The organism is Neisseria sp. HMSC065C04 (assembly GCF_001815375.1).
GTDB classification, from domain to species: Bacteria; Pseudomonadota; Gammaproteobacteria; order Burkholderiales; family Neisseriaceae; genus Neisseria; species Neisseria flavescens_D.
The window spans coordinates 390,143-415,089 of sequence record NZ_KV820422.1 but is presented as its reverse complement, the minus strand read 5'-3'; the positions used below and the strand labels follow the sequence as shown (position 1 = coordinate 415,089).

Below are 24,947 nucleotides of genomic sequence, written 5' to 3'. Positions count from 1 at the left end.
TAAGCTCCACAAGCACTATCATGACTGTTACAACAATAAAGGAACCCAACAATGTTTCTGATACTGACGGGGCTGATACTGACTTTTTTTATTTTGTTGTTTATTATTACTTCAATTATTCACAAAAAACAGTTTGCCTATAACACACACCAAGACTATAACTATCCCTCCCTCCCCTCTACCGCGCATACTACCCTCAAGGGTGGCAGCCTGACTTTACCTGCCACTATCAGCGGGCAAGATACCGTTATTGCCAAAATCCGTATCAAATCCACTTGGGCAGGATTGCTGGTATTGCCTTTTGTTGAAACCATTTCATCTAAGGGCAAATGGAAGCAATATTTCGAATACGGCGCAAAAGGCGTGCGCTATATCAATCTGAGCGACACCTTCTCCGACAGCGACAAAACCATCCGCTTGGAAGGCAAATACCTAACCTTGTCCGATCAAGAAATCGAACTCTCTGTTTATCCGCGAGAAAACCTCGACGGCAAAAAAATCCTTGTCCTCGCGCCCCATGCCGACGATGCCGAACTCAGCGCATACGGTTTATACGAAAAACATGCTGCCAATTCAATGATCTGCACCTTAACCGCCAGCGAAGGCGGCAGCTTCCACTATGGCAACCTTTATAGCACGTGCGACTGCGACACCCAGGCACAATATCTGCAAAAAGGCAGAATGCGCGTTTGGAACAGCCTGACCGTTCCCCTTTTAGCCGGCGTGCCGTCTGAAAATATCCTGCAACTGGGCTACTTCGACAGTACATTGACCGCCATGCGCCAAAATCCGGAAAAAGAGATTAAATCGACCAAAATCGATACGACCGACGTCGACATTTTCCGCCGTGCCAATACCTCCCCATTGGCGAAACACCTCAAGCCCGGCTCGACTTGGACCAGTTTGGTGGACAACCTTGGCTATCTGATAGAAACGTTCCAGCCAGATATTATCGTGACACCGTCCCCCAATATTGATGCACATCCCGATCACCAACATACTGCGCTGGCCGCCATCGAAGCCCTGCGCAAAATCGATTACCGCCGTGGCAATCTGTTTTTGCACACCATACATTATCTGAGCGACGACTTCCCTATCGGCAAAGTAGGTTCCTCCCTCAGCCTGCCGCCATCCTCCGAGCAACCGTTTTACTTCCAAAGCATCTATTCCCATCCTTTGGATAAAGAAGAGCAAAACCGCAAACTCCTCGCCCTTGACGCCATGAACGACATCCGCCCTAATTCAGACGGCTATATGCGTTGGAGCACCATGATATTCAAAGGCCTAAACAAACTGCGACACCACGTCCTCCATCTCGACAAAGACTTGGTCAACCGCTTTGTCCGTAGCAACGAATTCTTCTATACCGTCCCCATCAGCGACTTGTACCAAGAAGATACGCTGAAACAAATCACTTATCAGGGCAAAGCCCAATAAACCAAAAGGCCGTCTGAAAAGATGTTTCAGACGGCCTTTATCACACCAAATCAAAACAATAAAATCACTGCATTACAAACGAAAAACACCAAGCCCAAATCCAAACGCGGCAACCCAAGTTATAATAAAACCCTTCCCATACGCTCCACATCATCATGCCGATTTACTTCATCGCCGATTTGCACCTGAGCGAATCCCATCCTCAGCTGACCGCACTCTTCCAAAAATTTATGCAAGAAAAAGCCGTCCACGCCCAAGCCGTATACATTCTTGGTGACCTTTTCGATTTTTGGATCGGCGATGATGAAAACAGCCCTTTGGTTCAAACCATCAAACAAACCATCCGCGGCCTGACCGAGCGTGGCATCGCCTGCTATTTTATCCATGGCAACCGCGACTTCCTCATCGGTAAAACCTTCGCCCGCGATACCGGCATGACCTTACTGCCCGAGTACGCCGTTATCGACCTATTCGGCACTCCCACCCTGCTCTGTCACGGAGACACCCTCTGCACCGACGACCATTCTTATCAAAAATTCCGCCGTACCGTCCATCAAAAATGGCTGCAACGCCTGTTCCTGTTCCTGCCACTCACACTCCGGCTGAACATCGCCACCAAAATCCGTAAGCAGAGCAAACAGGACAAACAACACAAAACCGCCGACATCATGGACGTCAATCCGGCCTTTACCCACGAAACCCTCCAACGCTTCCACACGCCCCTGCTCATCCACGGCCATACCCACCGCGAAAACATCCACCGCAACGCCGATTACACCCGTATCGTACTCGGTGACTGGCGCGACAATTACGCCTCCATTCTCGAAGTCAATGCCGAAGGTTACCGTTTTATCGCCTTATAAAACATCAGGCCGTCTGAAAACTGGTTTCCCGATCGTTCAGACGGCCTGACTGACAAACATCCTCAAACGGTTTACGCAAACCAACCGCGTATCCGCTCCAAACCACCAAAGCGCACGCACGCATCCGCATTCGCCTCAGTTTTTGGTTTCGCCCGATAAGCAATACCGAATCCCGCCTCCCGTATCATCGGAATATCATTCGCACCATCGCCCATCGCCACCACCTGCCACGGGGCCAAACCCAGACGCTCACGGTATTCACGCAACAAATCCGTCTTAGCCTGCGCATCGATAATCCGCCCTTTCAGACGGCCTGTCAGCTTGCCGTTTTCCACTTCCAACACATTCGCAAAATGAAAATCCAAGCCCAAACGCCGTTGCAGGCGTTCCGTAAAGAACGTAAATCCGCCCGACACCAGCATAAACTTCACATCATTCCGTTTACACGCTTCCAACAAAAATTCCGAGCCCGGCGACAGCTGCAACACATTCTCGTACACCTCTTCCAACACGCGCTCGTCCAAACTGGCCAGCAAAGCCACACGCTTGCGCAAAGACTGCTCAAAGTCCAGCTCGCCGCGCATCGACTGCTCCGTAATCGCTGCCACCTCATCCTTCAGTCCAACACCGGCCGCAATCTCATCCACACACTCAATCGTAATCAGCGTCGAATCCATATCGCTAATAATCAGTCCCAAATCAGCAAAAGCCACATCCGGCAACACCGCACCATCTATCTGCTGCGCAATCAACGCAGCCCGCATCTCGTCCGTCAATTCAAAATCATCATCAACCGGCAGACGCAATACCGACTTTCCTAATGGTGCAGACACCAAACCGCCAAACGCCGACCAGTCGCACGCGCCCAAATCCCCATGTTGCAACACCAAAACTTTCTTCATTTCATTCTCCTCATGCCCCAAAACCTTTGCAAACATATCGGGTACACATTCAGCCTAAAACCCCGAAACCGTATTTTTGCAAAAGCCTTAAAAAACCAAAACAGCATTATAGCCGAACAACCCCGGCAATTTTCAGACGGCCTGTAAACAATTCAGCAGAGCTACCAATACCAATCCCTGCATCAACTAACCAAGCAATTACTCAAAAATTTGATTTTAGGCAAGCCGACTAAAAATTTTTGCCAGTAACAGGCAACTTGTGTTGATTTTTCTTACAGTTTCGATATAGTTACTTATAGCTAGTTTGGCACTACTCCTTATATCTAGCTTTCATTGCATTACCACCTCCATTCGTTGCCAACGGCTCCCCTTCCGATGGCAACCTTTTTTTGGCCCGATGATTTAACAATATCAAAATTGAATTAAATAAATGATTTAGAAATTTATATTTAAAAACAAACCCTTCCTCATCTGCGTACGCATTTCATGCCTTTCAGCTATTTTATCAATCAGTTTGAAGAAAGCCTCACTTTAACTCAACTCGGTTAGTCAGGAGATTTCAGCTTTCCCCCCCCCCCGACCGACTCAATCAATATGGCCATGTACACACACATCAGAGTAATGCTCAGAGTATGGCTGCTCCCAATCACTGATGCCTGCCGTTTTAATTGTCCTTAGCCTACCCTCTATTACCATCATCTCAAGATTCAATCCCTATCTGATAGTTCACTGAATTTGAATGAAAAATTATTTAAATGTAAAAATGTGCAAAACGCTTGCTTTCAATCCTAACAAGGGATATAGTACCAAGTAACTAGTTCTTATTGATGAGAGCTACTCCTTGGATACTTGCCTCCGGTCCTCCAACCCGGGGGCATTTTTTTACATTTTTATTTTGTATTCATATGGATAGGATAAAGACGAAACACCCACCACAAATCAACAGACAAATAAAACCGCAAACTGCGTTTTCCAAACTTTCAGGCCGTCTGAAATCCTCTCTCCAATATCGTTAATCCCATATTTCAGACGGCCTGTTTAACCCTCTATTGCAAAGCTTGGCACAAGCCCCGCTGACCGGCGGCAATTAATTACTATATAATCAAACGCATTGTCATCCCTACAAAGGAGCCACACCATGGCCACAAAAATTAAAATCGGTATTGTCGGTGCAACCGGATACACAGGCGTCGAATTGTTACGCCTGCTCAGCAGCCACCCCAACGTAGAAGTCACTGCCGTCACCAGCCGAAGCGAAGCCGGTATTGCGGTTGCCGACTACTTCCCCAGCCTGCGCGGCATTTACGACCTTGCATTCCAAACGCCTGAGGATGCCGGACTTGACCATTGCGACCTCGTGTTCTTTGCCACGCCCAACGGCGTGGCCATGAAAGAAGCACCGTCCCTTGTCGAAAAAGGCGTACGCGTGATTGACCTGTCTGCCGACTTCCGCATCCGCGACATCCCCACATGGGAAAAATGGTACAAAATGACCCATGCAGCGCCGCAACTCATTTCCCAAGCAGTGTACGGTTTGTGCGAACTTTACAAAGACGACATCGCCAAAGCCATGCTGGTGGCCAATCCGGGTTGCTACCCTACCTGCGTTTCTCTGCCCTTATTGCCGCTGCTTCAGGCTGGCCGTCTGAAAGCCAACGCGCCGCTGATTGCCGACTGTAAATCCGGTGTTTCCGGTGCAGGCCGCAAAGCCAGTACCAACGCCCTATTGTGCGAAGCAGGTGACAACTTCAAAGCCTATGGCGTCGGTGGTCACCGCCATCTGCCTGAAATCCGACAAACCCTGTCCGGACTGCAAGACCATGTTTCAGACGGCCTGATTTTCGTACCACACCTTGTTCCGATGATACGCGGCATGCACGCCACCCTGTATCTGCACCTGCAAGAACACACCGATCCTGAAGCCTTACTGCGCGAATACTATCGCGACAGTCCTTTTGTCGATATTTTGCCTTCAGGCTCGACACCTGAAACCCGCAGCGTACGCGGCGCCAACCTCTGCCGTATCAGCGTTCAAAAAGCGCCCGATCAAGACGATGTGTGGATTGTTCTTTCTGTCATCGACAACTTGGTTAAAGGCGCAGCCGGTCAAGCCGTGCAGAATATGAACATTATGTTCGGCCTGCCCGAAACCACCGGCCTGACTAATGCACCATTGATGCCTTAAGCCAGCCATCCTTATTAAAAACACAAGGCCGTCTGAAACTTTGATCGTTCAGACGGCCTTTATCGATTCATTCACAAACATTACTCATACACCACGCCGGCAAGCATTTCTTCTTCATTCAAGTTGCCGTACTGTTGCTCCCAATCGTGGGTAGCCTCCACCATATCGCATTCTTTGGCAAAAGCCAGCAGCCTGCCGTCCATCTGATCCAGACTCAAGCTGCCCAAGCGTTCGCATTCCGAAGCCGTCAGATTACCATCCGCCTCATGCGCCTCCGAAGATCCGAAAGGCAGAGCAAAAAAACCCAGTACCAACGCCAGCAGCACCCAAAAAGTATTTTTACGCGAACGAGTCATTTCACACCTCTCATCATAATCATATAGCAGGTTTAAATCAGAAAAACTAAACCAAATAAAATTAAACTAAGAAAAATCGAATAGAAAATTAGAAATATCAATTTATCTAAGACAAAACGAATAATACTAAGAAAAAATAGAATATGCAATACTTTTTCTTAGATGAAGTAATTTTTTTCTTACAATTTTATAAAAACTAAGGTAAAATACACTCAAATCGTCCAAACCATATAAAAAACATACCTCCATAAAGGCATAAACATGGATACCTTTAAAGACCGCCTGGCTTTCTTATGGAAAGATGAAGCCCGCCAAGCTAAAATCGCCGCCGACATCGATATGACTATCGCCGGATTCAGCCGTATCTGGAACGAAGGCGGCCTGCCGAAATCGGAAACGCTAAAAAAAATCAAACAACTTAAAGGCTGCAGCATAGACTGGCTTTTGACAGGCGAAGGTTCCCCCTTTCCCGATTCCGAAGCCCCAAAAGCCACGGCAACCGACACACTGGGTAATCCAGTCGATATAGACGAATTTGTCTTCGTACCGCGTTACGACATCCAGGCCGCGGCCGGACACGGACAGCTCGTCGGTGACGAACAGCCGATGTTCGCCATGGCGTTCCGACGCTATTGGATTGAAAATTATGTGACGCGCGACATCAAAAATCTTTCCGTTATCTCAGTCAAAGGCGACTCGATGGAAGGTGTACTGAATGATGGCGATACCATCCTCATCAACCACGGTCAAACCACGCCGCGCGACGGCCTCTATGTTTTGCGCCTCAACGAAAACCTTTTGGTCAAACGCCTGCAACTGATACCCGGCGGCATCGTCAACGTCATTTCTGCCAACGAAGCCTACCCTACTTTTGAAATCGACTTGAAAAACCCGACCGACGACGTTGCCATCATCGGCCGTGTAGAATGGTTTGGCAGAAGCATCTAAATCTGACATACTGATGCTTGAAATTTCTGCCATACCCTCCATGTAAGCTGGCAGATCCTGTCTGCACAAACTTGCCTTGACTAACGGTTTGCGCGACAATAGTAAAAATATTCATATAAAAGGAATCACATCATGTCAGACGAAAGCCCTATTATCTTTACTGACAGCTGCTGCACCAAAGTTGCCGACCTGATCGCCGAAGAGAACAATCCCGATTTGAAATTGCGCGTATTCGTCAACGGCGGCGGTTGCTCCGGCTTCCAATATGGTTTTACCTTTGATGAAATCAAAAACGACGACGATTTTGAAATCCAGAAAAACGGCCTGACGTTCTTGGTTGACCCGATGAGCTACCAATATCTGGTTGGTGCGGAAATCGACTACACCGAAAGCCTGCAAGGTTCTCAATTCGTCATCCGCAATCCGAATGCAGAGACAACTTGCGGTTGCGGTTCGTCCTTCTCCGTATAAACAATCCGTTTTTGCCATAAAAAACAGGCCGTCTGTATCTTCAGACGGCCTTTTGTGTGAATTTATTTTAAACAATATCAGATTTACCTTATAATAATAATATCGGGCGTGAATATTTACTCTACAATAGACATAACATTGGACATGCATATTGCCATATAAATAAAAAATCATTGTCCAGCCGATTAACGACACAAAGGCACCCCCTATCCGGTCTGCCTCAGACTGCGGCCTCTGTTTTTGCCTGCATCGCAAGCCAAAACAGCTCAAACACAATAACAAAACCTTAGGCTAAACCCATTTGGTTGACGCAGTCGAAATACTCATGGGATATCAATGAGCAAACAAGAAAAATTTTTCGACGTATACGTTTCCTATCCGCCGAACACGGATAGGGAGCGCATCCATGCCTGCCTGTATGACAACCTGCCTGAAAACGAAGTCGAGAGCCTGATTCAAGCCTTGGCCGAGCGTCCGCAAGCCATTGTGGCCGAAAAATGTACCCAAGACGAGCGCGAAAATGCGCAGCATTACTTCAGCTATTTGGGTTTGGACGTGATCGTCCGTCAGGCTATGGAGTTGGAAGCGGTCGAAGAAGAACCCGTGTTGGCAGTCAACACTCCCGACCCTATCCAATGCCCAGTCTGCATGACGATTATCGACGAACTCGACGCACAGGAATGTAAAACCTGCCACTTTGATTTGACAGAAAAAAATGAGCTGGCCATCCAGCGCAAGCGCATTGAATGGCAGGAAAAAATCTCTTTCGAGCATAAAAAACAAACCGAAATTGCCCATAAGCTCAAATATGAACGTGAGCAGGAAGAGAAAAAACTGCGTAAAAAAATCCGTGCCGAATTGGAATCCCAATTACGCGAAGAGTTAGGCCAAAATCCTGAGCTGGCCGCACTTGCAGCGAGGAAGAAAACACAGTTTCTGCTTACAATGGCTATTGTATTCGCCGTTTTGAGCCTGCTTGCACTCGGCTATATAGCTGCAAAATTCTTCTAAACCGATTCAAAAACTTAAGGCCGTCTGAAAACAGATTTTCAGACGGCCTTTTATTTCCTTATTGATTGAGCCATTTCAATCAAGCCTCTTGCACATCAACGTCCACGGACCATCTGATTTTACCGTCGCGGTTTTGCTGCAACACCTGCACCCACAAACTCACGGCGCGGTGCAAATCCTGTCGGGATGTCGATTCGAGGAAAATTTGCGCACGTTCGCGTTCGGCAAGACGTACCATCAGCATGGGAGCGGCGCCAAACTGGGAGACGCTTTCAGGCAAAAGTGGGGCGAGGGTTTCTTTGGCGGCGTTGAGAAATTCCATCGCATCGGCAACGCGCGGCGCATCGGCACGGACGGCCGTCTGAAAACCGAAAGGCGGCATGGCGAACATTTGCCGCTCGTTCAATTCGTTTTCGGCAAACACGGCGTAGTCCTGCGCTTTGACGGCGGCGAATACGGGATGTTCGGGCAGTTGGGTCTGTATCAACACCTTGCCGGGTTTGTCGGCGCGCCCCGCCCTGCCGGACACTTGCATCAGCTCGGCGAACAGCCTTTCCGGCGCGCGAAAATCCGCGCTATACAAGCTGCCGTCGGCGTTCAACACGATCACGAGGTTGAGCCGCGCGAAATCATGGCCTTTGGCGAGCATCTGCGTACCGACCAGAATGTCGATTTTGTCGTTGGCGATGCGGCGGTACAAATCCGCCCAGTCGTTTTTGTGCGCCGTACTGTCCCTATCGACGCGGACGACGGCGGCCTTGGGCAGGAAGGCGCGCAGTGTTTCTTCGACGCGCTGTGTGCCGTGTCCGACAGCGGTCAGGTCTTGGTTGCCGCAGTCGGGGCATTTGTACGGGATGGGTTCGCGGTGATCGCAGTGGTGGCAGCGCAGTTGGCGGGCGCGTTGGTGCAGCACCATTTTGGCGGAACAGTTCGGGCAGCCGAAGGTATGGCCGCAGTCGCCGCAAAACAGCGCGGGCGCGAAGCCGCGCCGGTTAAGGTACACCAGCGACATGCCGCCCGCTTCAAAGTTCTGTTTTAAAAGCTGCAAGGCTTGCGGCGAGAAGCCGTTGTCGAGTTTCAGACGGCCTACGTTGAGGATTTCCACTTGCGGCAGTTGCGCGGAAGCATGGGCGCGCTCGGTCAGTTGCAGCAGGCGGTACGCGCCGCTTTGCGCCTTGTGCCAACTCTCCAAGCTGGGCGTGGCACTGCCCAACACGACGGGACAGCCGCTCTGCTTCGCCCGCCACACCGCCAAATCGCGGGCGTGGTAGCGCAATTCGTTGTCTTGTTTGAACGAGCCGTCGTGTTCCTCATCGACCACAATCAGCCCGACATCATCCATCGGCGTGAACACCGCCAGCCGCGTGCCGATCACCAGCTTCGCCTGCCCCAACATCGCGCGCAAATAATCCTGCGTGCGCTTGCCTGCAGCCATCTGGCTGTGCAACACGGCGGTCGGCACGTCGGCAAAACGGTTTTCCACCCGCTTCAAAAGCTGCGGCGTGAGGTTGATTTCAGGCAACAGAAACAACACCTGCCGCCCCTGCGCCAACACTTTCGCCATCGCATCAAAATACACCTCAGTCTTGCCGCTGCCGGTGATGCCGTACAGCAGAAACGGCTGAAATTTACCAAAGGCCGTCTGAATTTCATCGGAAGCCTTCTGCTGGTCGGCATTCAACACAAATTCAGAGTGCGAAGCCTGCCCATGGCACGACTCTAAAACGGACTTCGCCGCTTCCGTTGTTTCAATCCAGCCCTGTTCCGCCCAATCCTCAATCAATTTCGCCGCCTGCGCGTTCACCTGCTTCAACGCCACCATCGTCATCCCGCCCGACAGCAGCGCATCCCACAAAGCTGCTTTTTTGTTGAACCGTGCCGGCGGTGGCATTTGCGCCCTGCCCGCTTCGTTCAGCGCGTAAAACAACGGCGGCTGCGGCATTTCCACCGCGCGCGTTTCCTTCAAACCTTGCGGCAATGCAGCAAATACTGCCTGCCCCGTCGGATAGTGGTAATAACGCGACGTAAACGCCAACAAATCACGCCAGCTTTGAGGCAACGGCTTTTCTTCCATAAAGGCCGTCTGAACACTCAAAATCCGCGCCGTATCCATATTAGGCGCGATATCCGTTTCCCACACAATCCCGACAACGGTTTTATTGCGGAAAGGCACAAGCACCCGCGTTCCCGGAGGAAGCGGCTCGGAATGGGAATAAGTCAAAAGGCCGTCTGAAAGCGGCACGTTTACGGCGATGTGGTGGTAGATCATACAAACAATCAAATCATTTTTTCGTATTTTAACAGCCGAAAGCTATTTTCAGACGATAATTTGAGCCTTAGTACAATGCAGACATGACGGAGGTTTGATACAATGCCCTATTTTCAACACACGCAAGTCTCTCGCATGAAAACCAAGTTAATCAAAATCTTAACACCGTTTGCCGTCCTTCCTTTGTTGGCATGCGGTCAACCTGCCGTATCCAACGCCAACGCAGCGCCTGCACCTGCTGCCAAAGCGGAAGCGCCCGCCGACAAATCCGTTGCCGCTTCTTTGAAAGCGCGCCTGGAAAAAGTCTATGCTGCCCAAGATTTGAAAGTTTTGAGCGTCAGTGAAACACCGATTAAAGGCATTTATGAAGTTGTCGTCAGCGGCAAACAAATCATCTATACCGATGCCAAAGGCGACTATATGCTTGTTGGCGACCTCATCAACGTCAACACGCGCCAAAGCATGACTGAAGAACGCGCTGCCGATTTGAACAAAATCGACTTCGCTTCCCTGCCTTTGGACAAAGCCATCAAAGAAGTTCGTGGCAACGGCAAATTGAAAGTCGCTGTTTTCTCCGATCCGGACTGCCCGTACTGCAAACGCTTGGAGCATGAGTTTGAAAAAATGACCGACATCACGATTTATACCTTCATGATGCCGATTCCAAGCCTGCACCCTGATGCCGCGCGCAAAGCCGAGCTGTTGTGGTGTCAACCTAATCCGACCCAGGCATGGATCGACTGGATGCGCAAAGGCAAACTCCCAAGCGGAAAAGCAAACTGCGAAAATCCTGTTGCGGAAACCACTTCATTGGGCGAACAATTCGGCTTCAACGGCACGCCGACCGTGGTCTTCCCTAACGGCCGCAGCCAAAGTGGTTACAGCCCTATGCCCCACCTCAAAGAAATCATCGAGAAAAACCAGTAATACAGGATTTAATCTCCATACAGGACGCTTTACGCGTCCTTTTTTCATATCGCCCGCCATCAACTGCCTTCAGACGGCCTCGATACAGACAAAGATAAAAAAGGACGTGTCCAACACGTCCTTTTTTCCCTTTACCTTACAGGTAGAATTTTTCAATTACTTTCAGGTTTTCATCCAATTTGTACACCAGCGGCTGACCGGTTGGGATTTCCAAGCCCATGATGTCTTCGTCAGAAATGCCTTCGATGTGTTTTGCCAAAGCGCGCAGGGAGTTGCCGTGTGCCGCCACCAATACACGTTTGCCGCTCAAGATGGCTGGAGCGATTTGGTCTTCCCAGAAAGGCAGGACGCGCTCGAGGGTAACTTTGAGGTTTTCGCCATCAGGTACGACATCGCTAGGCAGGTTGGCATAGCGGCGGTCGTTGTGGGCGGAGTGAGGGTCTTTAGGATCGAGCAGCGGAGGCAGGGTGTCGTAGCTGCGGCGCCAGATGTGGACTTGCTCGTCGCCGTATTTTTCTGCGGTCTGTTTTTTATCCATACCTTGCAGCTGGCCGTAGTGGCGCTCGTTCAAGCGCCATGATTTGATTTGTGGAACAAACAGTTGGTCGGATTCTTCCAAAACGATGTTACAGGTTTTGATGGCACGGGTCAGAACGGAGGTAAAGGCGATGTCAAACTCATAGCCTTTCTCTTTCAGCTTTTTACCTGCTGCTGCGGCTTCTGCCAAACCTTGCTCGCTCAGCTTGACATCGCGCCAGCCGGTGAAAAGGTTTTTCGCGTTCCATTCGCTTTGTCCGTGACGGATGAATACTAATTCCATGATTGTTTGCTCCAATGAAGTTTGGGAAAAGGTATTTATAGCACACTTTGCCGCCGCGCTGATAACGTCGGCGGCTTCTTTTGATATGTTGCAAATTTGCTTCTAGTCTTCAGACGGCCTTGTCGGAAGGTAAACGTCAAACCGCGTGCTTTTGCCGGTGTATTGATAAGCAGGTTTGCGCCCGTCGAGAAATTCGCCCAAGCGCGGGCGTTTGACGACAATGCGCTTTTTGGCGGTATCCAATGCCGCATCCAACAATTCGGCTTCGTCTTGTGCCGCGCCGACCAAGTCATGAAAGTAAGCCATTTCTTTTTTCACGGCTGCGGTTTTGCGACGCTCCGGATACATCGGGTCAAGGTACACTACATCGGGTCTGCCTTTTTTCGCGGCCAATTCCTGCATCAAATCAACGGCATTGCCAAAGTGCAAAGTAATTCGCCGGGTAATCTCCCGTGTTTCTTCACTTTGCCCCGCCCTATTGAGGCCGTCTGAAAGTAGACAGGCAACCGCAGGATTTTGTTCAAAAGTGTGTACATTCAAACCCAACGAGGCAAGTACGAAGCTGTCGCGCCCCAGTCCGCCGGTAGCATCCCAGACAGTCGGTTGCGCAGTATGGTTGACGGCTTTGGCAATCAGCTCGCCGCCGCCTTTAGTGCGCCGATAATGGGCGGCACCGCCATCAAAATCAACGCGGACACGGCCTTTTTCACCGGCGCGGCACAAACTAATGCCGCTTTCGTCAGCGATAAGGAAACTGCCTGCTTCAGGCTGCCGGTCGATAATGGTCAACCCAAAAGGCGCGGCAAGGCTGCGAAGTTCGGCAGATGCGGTTTCGTCAAAATAAATCTTGTACATAAGGCTTATGTTTCAGACGGCCTGGAAAACTTGGGCCGTCTGAACGTTTTAATTGATGTCCAAGCGTTCCATGCGGTAGCGCATGGAGCGGAAGCTGATGCCCAAAAGTTTGGCGGCTTGGGTACGGTTGTAACGGGTTTGCTGCAAGGCCTGCTCGATGATGCTGCGTTCCACTTGGTCGAGATAATCCTGTATCTGCATGGTGCGCGGATCAAACGGCGGAATGGGGCTGTGATTGAGCGTGGTTTCGCGCGCGTCAGGTTCGGCGATGTCGTCAAAAGAAAGGCTGCTGCGATCGGCCTTGGCCTGCGGGGCGTTTTGAATCTGCAAGTCGTCCACTTGTATCACTTGGCCGACCGTCAGTGCAACGGCGCGTTCGAGGATATTCTCCAGCTCGCGGAAGTTGCCGGGATAGCTGTAATGCAGCAGGGCTTCTTGGGCTTTCGGGCTGAGTTTGTAGGTTTGATTGCCGTGGCGGTGTTTGTACAGCAAATACAGAATCAGCGCGCCCAAGTCTTCGCGCATTTCGCGTAAAGGCGGCATGTGCAGGGAGACAACGTTGAGGCGGTAATACAAGTCCTGGCGGAATGCGCCGCTTTCAACCAAGGCTTCGAGGTTTTTATGGGTTGCACAAATAATGCGTACGTCCACAAAGGTTTCCCGCGCATCGCCGATACGGCGCACGGCTTTTTCTTGGATGGCGCGCAGGAGTTTGACCTGCATGGCAAGCGGTAAATCGGCAACTTCGTCGAGAAACAGTGTGCCGCCGTCGGCGTGTTGGAAAAAGCCGAGACGGTCTTGATCCGCGCCGGTAAAGCTGCCTTTTTTGTAGCCGAAGAATTCGCTTTCCATCAGGTTTTCAGGAATCGCGCCGCAGTTGACGGCAATAAACGGTTTGTCGGCGCGGTCGGACAGCTCGTGAATCGTGCGTGCCGCCTGCTCTTTACCGGTACCGGATTCGCCGGAAATATAAACGGGAACAAGGCTGCGTGCCAATCTGCGAATCAGGTGGCGCACTTCGACCATTTGCGGCGAAGTACCCAGCAGGCGCGGCATATCGTCGTCGCCTTTCAGGATAGGTTCTTCTTGTAAAGCAGGATTGATGTTGCCGGTTGAAAACCGCTCTTTTAAGGAATTGAGCCCTTCCGGAACGGTCAAAGGCCGGTTAAATTCACTCTGTACGCTCTTAGGAGGCGTAACAACAGGCTTGACCGGCTGGGGTTCGGGTTTATACAGGGCGGCAGAAACAGGCGCAGGCTGAGATTTGACTTTTTCAGACGGCGTGGGTTCGTTGGTATTGTCTGAAACTGATACGGCCGATTTCACCAATGAACGCAGTTGCGACAGCGTAATCGGTTTTTGCAGATAGTCAAACGCCCCTGCTTTCAAGGCTTCAACGGCTTGGTCGGCATTGCCGAAAGCCGTAATCACGGCAACGGGCGTGTCGAGCATCAACTCGTCAATGTATTGGACCACCTCGAGGCCGGAGCCGTCGGGCATACGCATATCGGTCAACACCAGCGAATAATCGTTGTTGTCCAGCTTGTCTTTGGCTTCTTCAACACCAGCCGCCGTATCGACGCGTAGACCCATTTTCATCAGGGTCATTTCCATCAGGTCGCGGATGTCTGCCTCGTCATCGACAATCAAAACCGGCTCTTGCAATTTATTCATCCTGCGCTTGCTCCTTCGGTAAAATCAATTCAAACCCGTTCATTTCAGGGTGATAATGCAGCTGCCCCATATTGGCGTGTGCCAACTCGCGTGCGACGTAAAGCCCCAAACCGGTGCCTTGTTTTTCGGTGGTGTAAAACGGCTCGAACAGATGATTTCGTACATCGGGCGGCACGCCTTTGCCGTTGTCCGCCACTACGATGGAAATATGCATCCTACCGCTAGAGCGGATAAGGACGGTAATGGCGTTTTCGTCCTGACGGCTGTGTCGCCAAGCATTGTTGCACAAGTTCCACATCACTTGCTGCAAATGCATGGGGTCAACCAATACGGTCAGGTTGTTGCCATCCATATTCATACGCAGACAGCCGATGGCATCGGGATTGTTCAAGGTAAATTCCTGCTTGAACTCCAACCAGAATTTCATCAGATTAATCGGCTGGCGGCTGATGTTGTCTCGTTTGTTAAGCAGGGATACGTCTTCCAACATCTTGTCGATGCGTTGGATATTGCTGTCGATGATGTTGTAGAGCTTGGCCTTGAGCGGGTCTACCTCATCACCCTCTTGCAACAAATCGCTGGCATGACGGATGGCGGACATCGGGTTGCGGATTTCGTGGGCAAGGTTGGCAGTCAACTGTCCGAGCGAAGTCAGCTTGGTGGACATGGCCTCCGCAGCCACTTCACGCAATGAGCGGACGTACAACATCAGCAGCTCGGTTTGCTCCTGAATCAGCGGTACGGCTCGGACGTGCATGGCGTGTTGGAAAATATGGATATCGGTTTCAAAAGGTTTGTCGGGTTGGCGCTGCCAGCGTGCCACCAGTTCGCCGAACACGATTTCCTGCTGATCGATAATCAGGCTGGGAAAATAGATTTTTGCCTGTTTGTTAAACAGCCACACGCGCTGGGTTGCATCAATCACCACCACTGCTTCCTGTACGCGGTTTAAAACCAAATGGTTCAAGCCGCTGATACGGCGGTAGGCCAATTGATGGCGGCTGGCGGACTCTGTGGCCTGTTCGAGATAACGGGCGGCAAACGAGGTTAGCATCGCCACCAGATAGCTGGCGCCGATCAGCATTAAAGAATTTGCCACTGATTTTGCGTCCCAATTAAACGAATCGAAACGCATACTGCCGTCTAAAAACAGGTTCAAAATAAACAGCATTGCCGTATAGCCTGCGTACAGCATGGGATAATGGCCATAACTGAGCAGACACGACGTGGCGACAAACGGCAAAACCAAAATCCCGAAACCGGAAGCCGTACCGCCGGAGATATACACCAAAACCATGATCATGGTGATGTCGACCACTGCGCTGGCATTGGGCAAATCCAAGGATTGCCACTGCCAGCCCGGGCGGAGCACTGAGAGCATAATCAGGAAGAAATACAGCGTTACCCAGATATAAAACTCAACCGCCGGCAACGAAACGCCAATCAAATTGCCGCCCGTATAGCTGCCGAAAGCGTGCAAAACCAATAGCGGCAAGACGATGGCTATTCGAGCGATGTTGATGACGCCGGGAATCCGCTCCCTCAGATTACCCAGCTCTTGAAGATTGGCTCTGTTCATAAGTGAACCTTTTTTATTTTCATGCAATGTCGTAGTAAATTTAATTTATTTGAATATATTGGTTTTTGCCTTAAGACAAACTTTTCAGACGGCCTGATATTTCCAATACTTTGCCTTTTTTACCGCGCTTGCCGTCAATATCGGCAATCCGCAGTTTTTCCTGATGCTCGGCGCCGCGCCGGCCGACCGATACAACGGTAAACTCAGGAGAGGTCGTTACCATAACGTGTTCCAAAGATGCGCCGTCGGTCAGCGACATCAGCTGCAAACCGCGGCCTTTGGGCATGACTTTGAGCTCGCCGATGGAAAACGCCAAAAGACGGTGGTCGCTGCTGGCCAGTACGATTTTGCAGTCGGGATTGATGAGCGAAGAAGCATAGACGGCAACGGGCGGCAGGACGGTTTCACTGCTGTCCACAGTCATCACTACTTTGCCCGCTTTCACGCGTCCGACCATATCGGCCAACTTGGTGATAAAGCCGTAGCCGCCGCTGCCTGAGAGCAGGTAGTGCTGTTCGGGCTGGCCGGTGAGCATGGCGACAGGTTTGGCGCCGTTTTGCAGCTCGATTAAGGATGAAACCGGCACACCGTCGCCGCGTCCGCCGGGGATTTCGGCGGCATCGAGCGTGTAGGTTCTGCCCAATGAGTCGAGAATGACGACGGGCAAAACGGTTCGGCCTTCAAGGGTTTGTTTGAGACGGTCGCCTTCTTTGAAGGCAGTTTGGCTCAAATCGAGGTTGTGTCCGGCACGGCTGCGTATCCACCCTTTTTCCGACAGAATCAGCGTGATGGGTTCGTCGGCGGTGGTTTGCGTCAGCACTGCGCGTCCGGCTTCTTCCACCAGCGTGCGGCGCGCGTCGCCGAACTGCTTCATGTCCGCCTGCATCTCTTTGATAATCAGCTTGCGTTTTTCGTTTTCGTCGCCCAAAAGAATATTCAGACGGCCTTGTTCCTCGCGCAATTCGTTCAATTCTTTTTCGAGTTTAAACCCTTCCAAACGCGCCAACTGGCGCAGGCGGATTTCCAAAATGTCTTCGGCTTGGATTTCGGTCAGCCCGAACGCCGCCATCAAATCGGCTTTCGGGTCGTCTGATTCGCGGATGACTTTAATCACTTCGTCAATGTGCAGAAAGACTTTCAGACGACCTTCAAGGATGTGCAGCCGTTTTTCCACTTGGTTCAAACGGAATTTCAGACGACGTGTTACGGTCACGACGCGGAAATCCAGCCATTCCTGCAAAATCGTTTTCAGGTTTTTCTGCGCGGGGCGGTTGTCCAGCCCCATCATCACCAAGTTCATGGACACATTGCCTTCCAGCGAAGTTTGCGCCATCAGCGTGTTGATGAAGGTATCCGTATCGATGCGGCTGGATTTCGGCTCGAACACCAGACGCACGGGATGTTCGCCGTCGGACTCGTCGCGCACGCGGTCGATTAAATCCAGCATCAGCTTTTTGGTGTTGAGCTGGTCTTGGTTGAGCTGCTTTTTGCCTGCTTTCGGTTTCGGGTTGGTTTGCTCTTCGATTTCGGCAAGGATTTTGGCGGAATTGGCGTTAGGCGGCAGCTCGGTCACAATCACGCGCCATTGTCCGCGCGCCAGCTTCTCAATTTCGTAACGCGCACGCACGCGCACGCTGCCCTTGCCGGTTTCGTAAATACGGCGCAATTCGTCCGCCGGTGTGATGATTTGACCGCCGCCGGCAAAATCGGGCGCAGGGATGTACTGCATCAGGTCGGCGGTTTCCAGCGTCGGCTTCTTCAACAGCGCAATCGCCGCCTGCGTGACTTCGTTCAGATTGTGCGACGGAATTTCGGTCGCCATGCCCACCGCGATACCTGACGCACCGTTAAGCAGCACCATAGGCAGGCGGGCAGGCAGGTGCAACGGCTCGTCAAACGCGCCGTCGTAGTTCGGCACGAAATCCACCGTCCCCTGATTGATTTCAGACAACAACAATTCCGCAATCGGCGTCAGCCGCGCTTCGGTATAACGCATCGCCGCCGCCCCGTCGCCGTCGCGCGAACCGAAGTTACCGATGCCGTCGATTAAGGGGTAGCGCAAGGTAAAATCCTGCGCCATGCGAACCATCGCTTCATAGGCAGAACTGTCGCCGTGCGGGTGATATTTACCCAAAATCTCGCCGACCACGCGCGCGGATTTCACCGGCTTCGCCCCCGCCGTCAAACCCATATCGCGCATGGCAAACAAAATACGTCGTTGTACAGGCTTTTGGCCGTCTGAAACTTCAGGCAGCGCGCGACCTTTAACCACGCTCATGGCGTATTCGAGATAGGCGCGTTCGGCGTATTGACCTAACAGCAGGTAGTCTTCGCCGATAGGAGATGGGCTTGGAGCGGAAATGTGTTCTGTCATCAGGATGGTAAAACGAAATAAATTAAAGAAGGATATTGTAAAGCAAAATCGGTAGTCATAGCCAATTTGAGTGATGAACGGTAGTGCAGCGACAATAAGGCTTACCGAATCAGGTCAGCAAATGGAATCCGTTTCGACAAAAAAGGCCGTCTGAAACCATTTCATGTTTCAGACGGCCTTTTCATTTTGGTTTTAAATCAAAACTTCGTTATTCTGCAGTAGCCGGTTTGGCCGCAGTTTTAATGGTTAAGGTCAACGCGGCGGCAATAGCGAGGAAAACACCGGCAAACGTCATCGCGTTGGCAGGATTTGAACCCAAGAAGGTTTTGTACACCCAGCCGAAAGATACGGTTTCAATCAGCATTGGAATCACAATCATCATGTTCACAATACCCATGTACACGCCATAACGTTCTTTCGGAATAGAACCGACCACAATCATAAACGGCACGCCCATCATACTTGCCCAACCGACACCGAAACCAATCATTGGGACAAACATTAAGTATTTATTACCGATGTGCGGAATGCTAAGCAAGGCCAGTGCGGCAAGGGTTACGGCAAAGGCATGAACATATTTGGCGGCATATTTGCGTGCCATCCACATCAAGCCAAAAGCAGAGATAAAGGTTACAACGTTGTAGGAAGCGTTTACCAAACCGGTCCATGCAACCGCTTGACTATACGCTTCGGTATTTTCAACAGTCGAATCCCAAACGGATTGGACGATACTGTGAGAAATATATTGCCAGTAGATAAAGAGTGCGTACCATTGGAAGAGATACACCAAAGCCAGTTGCCTCAGGGCAGTCGGCATTTCGCGTACAGCAACGATAATATCTTTAACAGCATGAGCCGGACCGCTCGGCTGAGCTTTAATGGCTGCCATTTCTGCAGGACTAGGCTCGCGTTCGGATGTCGATAAAACGGTAACCAAAACCGAACCGATAGAGCAAACCGCACCAATATAGAACGAACCGAATACCCAATACGGGATACCCGCTTCGGAAGTTTGTTTCAACCAACCGATTTGCTGGAAGATATAGAGGGAAACGTTGGCCAGTGTAATACCCAAACCGGTAAACACAGACTGCATCAAGAAACCGGTAGATTGCTGATGTTCAGGAACCGTATCGGCAATAAAGGCACGGAAAGGTTCCATTGCAGTATTGTTACTGATGTCCAAGAGCCACAGCAACAATACAGCTACCCACAATGCGGTAACGTGCGGATAGATAAAGAGACAGAGGCTGCAACCGATGGCGCCAATCAAGAAATACGGGCGGCGGCGACCCAATCCAGGCACCCAAGTGCGGTCACTCATCGCACCAATCATCGGCTGCACCAGCAAACCGGTAATCGGGCCTGCCATATTCAAAATCGGCAACTGGCTCGGATCGGCATGAAGAAAGCTGAAAATCGGGTTAATCGCAGTTTGCTGCAACCCGAAGCTGTATTGAATGCCGAAGAAACCGAAGTTCATCAGCATAATCTGGCGAAGTGTCATCGCCACTTGTGGGGAGATTTTCATAGGAAGGCTACTCCTGGATAATAAACTATGGAAACAACAAACTCCAATTTCAGCAGTATGACGCTCTTATTGTATTGGGCCGCCTTTTTCAATGAGGCAACCCTGTTTTCAGACGGCCTTCATTTTGACCGTTTATATAATCTTGTTTTGATGTGTGTTTGTGTTGTTTGAAGCTTATTTTTAGGCCGTCTGAAACTATTTATTCATCACAGACTGACGCCAGATGGTTTCCCCAACGACCTTGACGGGCCGAACCGTACCGGCCGGATGTTCGATGTATTGGAACAGCAAATCCGCCGCCATCGCACCCATGCGCAAATAGGGCAACTCAGTACTGGTCAACGGCGGAAACAGCGTTTCCGCAATCGCGCTGTGGTTATCATATCCAGCAACAGAGACTTGCTCGGGAACCCGCATGCCGCGCGTCCTCAAAATCCCGTACACGCGTACTGCCATTTCATCGTTACCGCAGCAAATTACCGTCGGCGGAAGCGGCAAAGACAACAGTTTCAAAATAGCCGAAATCAAAGATCCGCTGTCATTGCTGAAGTCAGGATAACCAGTTTGCACCAAATCAGGATCGAAGACAATATCCGCATCAGCCAAAGCACGGCGGTATCCGGCCAATCTCAATCTTGTCGCTTCCACGCCCGGCTGCAAAGTCACATAAGCAATCCGTTTGTGTCCGCTTTGGATAATCCGGCGCACCAAGCCATACTGCCCTGCTTCGTCGTCCGGCAAAACCGACGGCGTACCTGCCAAATCAAAACAGTTGACCAACACCATCGGGCAACGGTTGAGCACTTCCGGCAGCAATACTTCCTGATGGAAACCTGCCACATATAAAATCCCCTCGGCACGATGCTCCATAAAGGTACGGATCAGTGGCTCCATCTGACCGGGCTGACCCGGCTTGTTGTCGATGTCGGCAATCATCAAAATCTTGCCTTGTGCGCGAATCCGCTGCTGAATGCCCTTAATCAAGAACATATCCGGTATGCCGTGTCCGCCCGTATTCTCGCCTGTCCGCGAAATGGCGCCGGTAATCAGACCGATCAAGCCAGAACGGTGTGACCGCATAATCCTCGCCGCAGAAGACGGAATATAGCCCAAAGCAGCAATCGCTGTTTCTACTTTAGAACGGGTTTTATCACTGACCGACGCATCGCCGTTAATCACCCGGCTGACCGTCTTGGGAGATACCCCGGCATAAGCAGCGACATCATAAATTGTAGCCATCTTACGGACCTGTCCCGACAAGATTTCAATAATGTTACATAGGATAACACAGCAGACATCGGTGTCATACCCCCTTTTTTACAGAAACTTGATGATAATCAACCGTTTTCATTGCATTTCGCATACATTTCTTAAACAAAACCGACCCTCCCACCTCCCAAAAGTTGTCCAAATTTGTTAAACTACAAACAACTACAAAAAGCAGAAAATAGATACCCTGCTTGTTTACCGTTACATACTAAGGAAACGAAATGTCCGCATACTCAGACGCATGGCAGGCCTTGGAAACCCATCATGCCGGTACTCAACACGTTACCCTGCGCGAACGCTTCGCCGCAGATGCCGAACGTTTCAACAATATGCACGAAATTCTGCACGGTTTGTTATTTGATTACAGTAAAAACCGCCTAGATGAAAACACCCTTGACTTATTGTGCCAACTCGCCGAAGCAGCCGATTTGCCACAATATATGCAGGCCATGAACAGCGGTGAAAAAATCAACACCAGCGAACACCGCGCCGTCCTCCACACCGCCCTGCGCCTGCCTGCCAATGCCAAACCTGTTTACGTTGACGGCGAAAACATCGTGCCAAATGTTCATCACGAACTCAACCGCGCATTCGAGTTCGCACGCCAACTTTTAGACGGCACGCACGCAGGCATTACCGGTAAAGCGATTACCGACTTGGTTCACATCGGTATCGGCGGCTCCGATTTAGGGCCGCGCATGGCCACACAGGCGCTGCAGCCTTATTGGCAAAACATACGCGTCCACTTTGTCAGCAACTCCGATGATGCCGACCTGGCCCAAACCCTTCTCGGCCTCAACCCCGAAACCACCGTATTCAGCATTGCCAGCAAATCGTTCCGCACACCGGAAACCCTGCTCAATGCCTACGCTGCGCGTACTTGGTATCGAGATGCAGGTTTGCCTGATTCCGGCATCTACCGCCACTTCTGCGCCATTTCCGCCGATGTGGCCGCAGCCCAAAACTTCGGCATCTCCCCCGACAAAGTCTTCGCCATGTCCGACTGGGTTGGCGGCCGCTATTCCGTCTGGTCGCCCATCGGCCTGCCGCTGATGGTTGCCGTTGGCGAAAAAGCGTTCCGCAAAATGCTTGCCGGTGCACACGCGATGGATACCCACTTCTTCGAAACGCCATTCCGCCGCAACATTCCCGTCCTGATGGCGCTCATCAATGTTTGGTACAACAACTTCCAACATTCAGACGGACAAACCGTTGTCCCATACAGCCACAACATGCGCCTCTTTACCCCGTGGCTCAACCAGCTCGATATGGAAAGCCTCGGCAAACAGCGTACTTCAGACGGCCAACCCGTTTCCTGCACCACCGGCGGCATCGTCTTCGGCGATGAAGGCGTCAACTGCCAACATGCCTACTTCCAGCTTCTACACCAAGGCACGCGTCTGATTCCCGTCGACTTCATCGTCCCCATGACCACAGTCTACGGCAACCACCGCCAACACCGCTTTACCGTTGCCAATGCCTTCGCCCAAGCCGAAGCGCTGATGAAAGGTAAGACCTTAAACGAAGTACAAATCGAATTGGCCGCCCTGCCCCAAGACGAACGCAACCGCCTTGCACCGCAAAAAGAATTCCCCGGCAACCGTCCGAGCAACAGCCTGCTCATCGACAGCCTGACGCCTTTCAACCTCGGCATGCTGATGGCTGCTTACGAACATCGTACTTTCGTTCAAGGCGTGATTTGGCGTATCAACCCCTTCGACCAATGGGGCGTGGAATACGGTAAAGAGCTGGCCAAAACCATCGAACCCGAACTCGAACGCGGCACGCCTGCACACGACAGCTCCACCAACGGTCTGATCGCCTTCTACCGCAGTTGCAACGCAAGATCGAAGGCCGTCTGAAAATAAAATGCCCGTAAGACAAGCATATCTGCCTGTCTTACGGGCATTTCAAAACCTAATCGGCGGTAAGAATGAACCGTTAAAGCACCGCACTTTTAGACAAAAGTAGCTAGATTTTGATATAAAAAAAGGCTAAATCGATAATGACTTAGCCTTTTTCATCAGACTTGATTAGTTGTTTGTTGTTAATGCGCCTAAATCTTTATCAACTAAGAACAAACCTTTACCATCTTCACCAAGAAGATTTAATTTATCCAAAATTCCACTGAATAATTTTTCTTCTTCATGTTGTTCAGCCACATACCATTGTAAGAAGTTAAAGGCAGAGTAGTCTTTCTCTTCAAAAGTTCTACCAACTAATTCATTGATTTTAGAGGTAATTAACTTTTCATGTTCATAAGTTAATTCAAGTACTTGTTTCAATGATGAAAATTGATGAGGTGGTTCATCAATTTGTGTGATGATAGCCAATGCGCCGGTCTCATTTAAATAAGTGAAGAGTTTACGCATATGCTGCATTTCCTCAGCCGCATGCTCTGATAAAAATTTTGCAGCTCCTTCGAAACCTTGTTGTTCGCACCAGGCGCTCATTTGTAAATATAAGTTAGAAGAATAAAACTCTAAATTCATTTGATCATTTAATAGTTTAATCACGCTATTTGATAACATTTTATTTCTCCTATTCTTATAAAGTTTTTAATTCACGATCAATGTAGTAGAGCGCTGTACCACTTTCACCAAGAAGTTTGAATTTATCAACAATACTGTTAAATAATTTTTCTTCTTCATGCTGTTCAGCTACATACCATTGTAAGAAGTTAAAAGTAGAGTAATCCTTTTCTGCAAAAGTACTCTCAACTAACTCATTAATTTTAGATGTCACTAGTTTTTCGTGTTCAAGTGTTGTTTCAAAAACTTCTTTTAATGAAGCGTAATCGTGTTTAGGGGCGTCAATTTTACCTAACAAAGGCATTCCACTGGTTTCGCTCACATAAGTAAACAACTTTTGCATATGTTCCAATTCTTCATCGGCATGACGAAGTAAAAATGCTGCAGCGCCTTCATAACCATGTTTATGGCACCATGCACTCATTTGCAAATAGACATTTGATGAATACAACTCGAGATTAATTTGTTCGTTTAATTTTGCTGTAATTGACTTACTTAGCATAACTAACTCCTTTTCTCAATGCGGTTAATAGATGTATCACAATAAAAAATTTGTATTTGCGGATGAATTTTACTCATTTTATTGAGAATAGTCAATTTTATTTTATCAATTTTTATGTAACCCATTAATTTAAAAGGATTTTAAAAATAAATCATTCTCATTTGGTTCAATTTAATGAAATGAGTTATCAATATCTCCTTTGCCTAAATTCTCTAGAGAAATGATGAGGTGTTGGAAGGAGAATCGTAGATTTCCAAAGTTTTTTGCTCTCACTTATCAACTCCAAAATACTGGATAAATAGAAAACATGAAAATTCAATGTTTTTTATAGAATTACGCATCAAAGCGATATAGTTTCAAAGTAGGTTATCCTTAATATTTGAATGTGACAATTACCATTTATTATTTAACATAATATACATATTGTTGAAAAATCTACTGGT

General features: G+C 49.9%; 20 protein-coding genes. 8 read left to right on the top strand and 12 right to left on the bottom strand.

What is annotated here, in order from left to right; genetic code table 11:
- Positions 1–51 precede the first annotated feature (51 nt).
- Positions 52–1,437 (top strand): PIG-L deacetylase family protein, encoded by a 1,386-nt coding sequence (locus HMPREF3022_RS10905; protein WP_070765656.1) that lies wholly within the window; start codon positions 52–54, stop codon positions 1,435–1,437.
- A 155-nt stretch (positions 1,438–1,592) separates the two neighbouring features.
- Complete coding sequence (gene lpxH, locus HMPREF3022_RS10900) at positions 1,593–2,300, top strand: UDP-2,3-diacylglucosamine diphosphatase (protein WP_070765655.1); 708 nt, start codon at positions 1,593–1,595, stop codon at positions 2,298–2,300.
- A gap of 71 nt (positions 2,301–2,371) precedes the next feature.
- Here the strand turns inward: lpxH and serB are convergent, their stop codons facing one another.
- Entirely contained in the window at positions 2,372–3,202 is an 831-nt protein-coding gene (gene serB, locus HMPREF3022_RS10895; RefSeq protein WP_070765683.1) for a phosphoserine phosphatase SerB, read from the bottom strand.
- Positions 3,203–4,340: 1,138 nt separating this feature from the next.
- Here serB and argC point away from each other — a divergent pair.
- Positions 4,341–5,387 (top strand): N-acetyl-gamma-glutamyl-phosphate reductase, encoded by a 1,047-nt coding sequence (argC, locus tag HMPREF3022_RS10890; RefSeq protein ID WP_049331768.1) that lies wholly within the window; start codon positions 4,341–4,343, stop codon positions 5,385–5,387.
- An 80-nt stretch (positions 5,388–5,467) separates the two neighbouring features.
- Here the strand turns inward: argC and HMPREF3022_RS10885 are convergent, their stop codons facing one another.
- Positions 5,468–5,743 carry a hypothetical protein gene (locus tag HMPREF3022_RS10885; protein WP_003680156.1) on the bottom strand — a complete coding sequence of 92 codons (276 nt, stop codon included), beginning with the start codon at positions 5,741–5,743 and terminating at the stop codon, positions 5,468–5,470.
- A 261-nt stretch (positions 5,744–6,004) separates the two neighbouring features.
- On the opposite strand from HMPREF3022_RS10885, the gene HMPREF3022_RS10880 reads away from it, so the two are divergent.
- The 3 genes from HMPREF3022_RS10880 (at position 6,005) to HMPREF3022_RS10870 (ending at position 8,173) form a co-directional block, all read left to right on the top strand.
- Positions 6,005–6,691 carry a S24 family peptidase gene (locus tag HMPREF3022_RS10880; protein ID WP_003680158.1) on the top strand — a complete coding sequence of 229 codons (687 nt, stop codon included), beginning with the start codon at positions 6,005–6,007 and terminating at the stop codon, positions 6,689–6,691.
- Positions 6,692–6,823: 132 nt separating this feature from the next.
- A complete protein-coding gene (erpA, locus tag HMPREF3022_RS10875) occupies positions 6,824–7,162 on the top strand; it encodes an iron-sulfur cluster insertion protein ErpA (RefSeq protein ID WP_003680162.1) in 339 nt (112 codons plus the stop codon).
- 336 nt (positions 7,163–7,498) lie between these two features.
- Positions 7,499–8,173, top strand: a complete 675-nt coding sequence (locus tag HMPREF3022_RS10870) for a hypothetical protein (RefSeq protein ID WP_004518836.1) — start codon at positions 7,499–7,501, stop codon at positions 8,171–8,173.
- Between the two features lie 79 nt (positions 8,174–8,252).
- Here the strand turns inward: HMPREF3022_RS10870 and HMPREF3022_RS10865 are convergent, their stop codons facing one another.
- Entirely contained in the window at positions 8,253–10,442 is a 2,190-nt protein-coding gene (locus HMPREF3022_RS10865) for a primosomal protein N' (RefSeq protein ID WP_070765654.1), read from the bottom strand.
- Between the two features lie 135 nt (positions 10,443–10,577).
- Here HMPREF3022_RS10865 and HMPREF3022_RS10860 point away from each other — a divergent pair, with 135 nt between their 5' ends.
- A complete protein-coding gene (locus tag HMPREF3022_RS10860; protein ID WP_004518838.1) occupies positions 10,578–11,369 on the top strand; it encodes a DsbC family protein in 792 nt (263 codons plus the stop codon).
- A 136-nt stretch (positions 11,370–11,505) separates the two neighbouring features.
- Here HMPREF3022_RS10860 and HMPREF3022_RS10855 read toward each other — a convergent pair whose 3' ends face one another.
- The 7 genes from HMPREF3022_RS10855 to HMPREF3022_RS10825 all read right to left on the bottom strand — a co-directional run bounded on the left by HMPREF3022_RS10855 (position 11,506) and on the right by HMPREF3022_RS10825 (position 21,441).
- Positions 11,506–12,189: a 2,3-diphosphoglycerate-dependent phosphoglycerate mutase gene (locus HMPREF3022_RS10855; RefSeq protein ID WP_003679823.1), complete on the bottom strand. Its 684-nt coding sequence runs from the start codon at positions 12,187–12,189 to the stop codon at positions 11,506–11,508.
- Positions 12,190–12,291: 102 nt separating this feature from the next.
- Positions 12,292–13,044: a class I SAM-dependent methyltransferase gene (locus HMPREF3022_RS10850; protein ID WP_070765653.1), complete on the bottom strand. Its 753-nt coding sequence runs from the start codon at positions 13,042–13,044 to the stop codon at positions 12,292–12,294.
- A 48-nt stretch (positions 13,045–13,092) separates the two neighbouring features.
- Positions 13,093–14,718, bottom strand: coding sequence for a sigma-54-dependent transcriptional regulator (locus HMPREF3022_RS10845; protein WP_049348773.1), 1,626 nt, complete (start codon positions 14,716–14,718; stop codon positions 13,093–13,095).
- Positions 14,711–16,297, bottom strand: coding sequence for a two-component system sensor histidine kinase NtrB (locus HMPREF3022_RS10840; RefSeq protein WP_070765652.1), 1,587 nt, complete (start codon positions 16,295–16,297; stop codon positions 14,711–14,713). The genes HMPREF3022_RS10845 and HMPREF3022_RS10840 overlap by 8 nt, the downstream gene beginning before the upstream one ends.
- Before the next feature lie 70 nt (positions 16,298–16,367).
- Positions 16,368–18,671: a DNA topoisomerase IV subunit A gene (parC, locus tag HMPREF3022_RS10835; RefSeq protein WP_070765651.1), complete on the bottom strand. Its 2,304-nt coding sequence runs from the start codon at positions 18,669–18,671 to the stop codon at positions 16,368–16,370.
- A 208-nt stretch (positions 18,672–18,879) separates the two neighbouring features.
- A complete protein-coding gene (locus HMPREF3022_RS10830) occupies positions 18,880–20,202 on the bottom strand; it encodes an MFS transporter (RefSeq protein WP_070765650.1) in 1,323 nt (440 codons plus the stop codon).
- 195 nt (positions 20,203–20,397) lie between these two features.
- Positions 20,398–21,441: a LacI family DNA-binding transcriptional regulator gene (locus tag HMPREF3022_RS10825; protein ID WP_070765649.1), complete on the bottom strand. Its 1,044-nt coding sequence runs from the start codon at positions 21,439–21,441 to the stop codon at positions 20,398–20,400.
- A gap of 251 nt (positions 21,442–21,692) precedes the next feature.
- On the opposite strand from HMPREF3022_RS10825, the gene pgi reads away from it, so the two are divergent.
- The gene (pgi, locus tag HMPREF3022_RS10820) at positions 21,693–23,333 is read left to right on the top strand and encodes a glucose-6-phosphate isomerase (RefSeq protein WP_070765648.1); all 1,641 of its coding nucleotides are present in this window, start codon (positions 21,693–21,695) and stop codon (positions 23,331–23,333) included.
- Positions 23,334–23,504: 171 nt separating this feature from the next.
- Here pgi and ftnA (HMPREF3022_RS10815) read toward each other — a convergent pair whose 3' ends face one another.
- Together ftnA (HMPREF3022_RS10815) and ftnA (HMPREF3022_RS10810) are read right to left on the bottom strand one after the other, a co-directional pair.
- Entirely contained in the window at positions 23,505–24,002 is a 498-nt protein-coding gene (gene ftnA / locus HMPREF3022_RS10815; protein WP_003686798.1) for a non-heme ferritin, read from the bottom strand.
- Between the two features lie 16 nt (positions 24,003–24,018).
- Positions 24,019–24,504: a non-heme ferritin gene (ftnA, locus tag HMPREF3022_RS10810; RefSeq protein ID WP_003686837.1), complete on the bottom strand. Its 486-nt coding sequence runs from the start codon at positions 24,502–24,504 to the stop codon at positions 24,019–24,021.
- Positions 24,505–24,947: the final 443 nt, after the last annotated feature.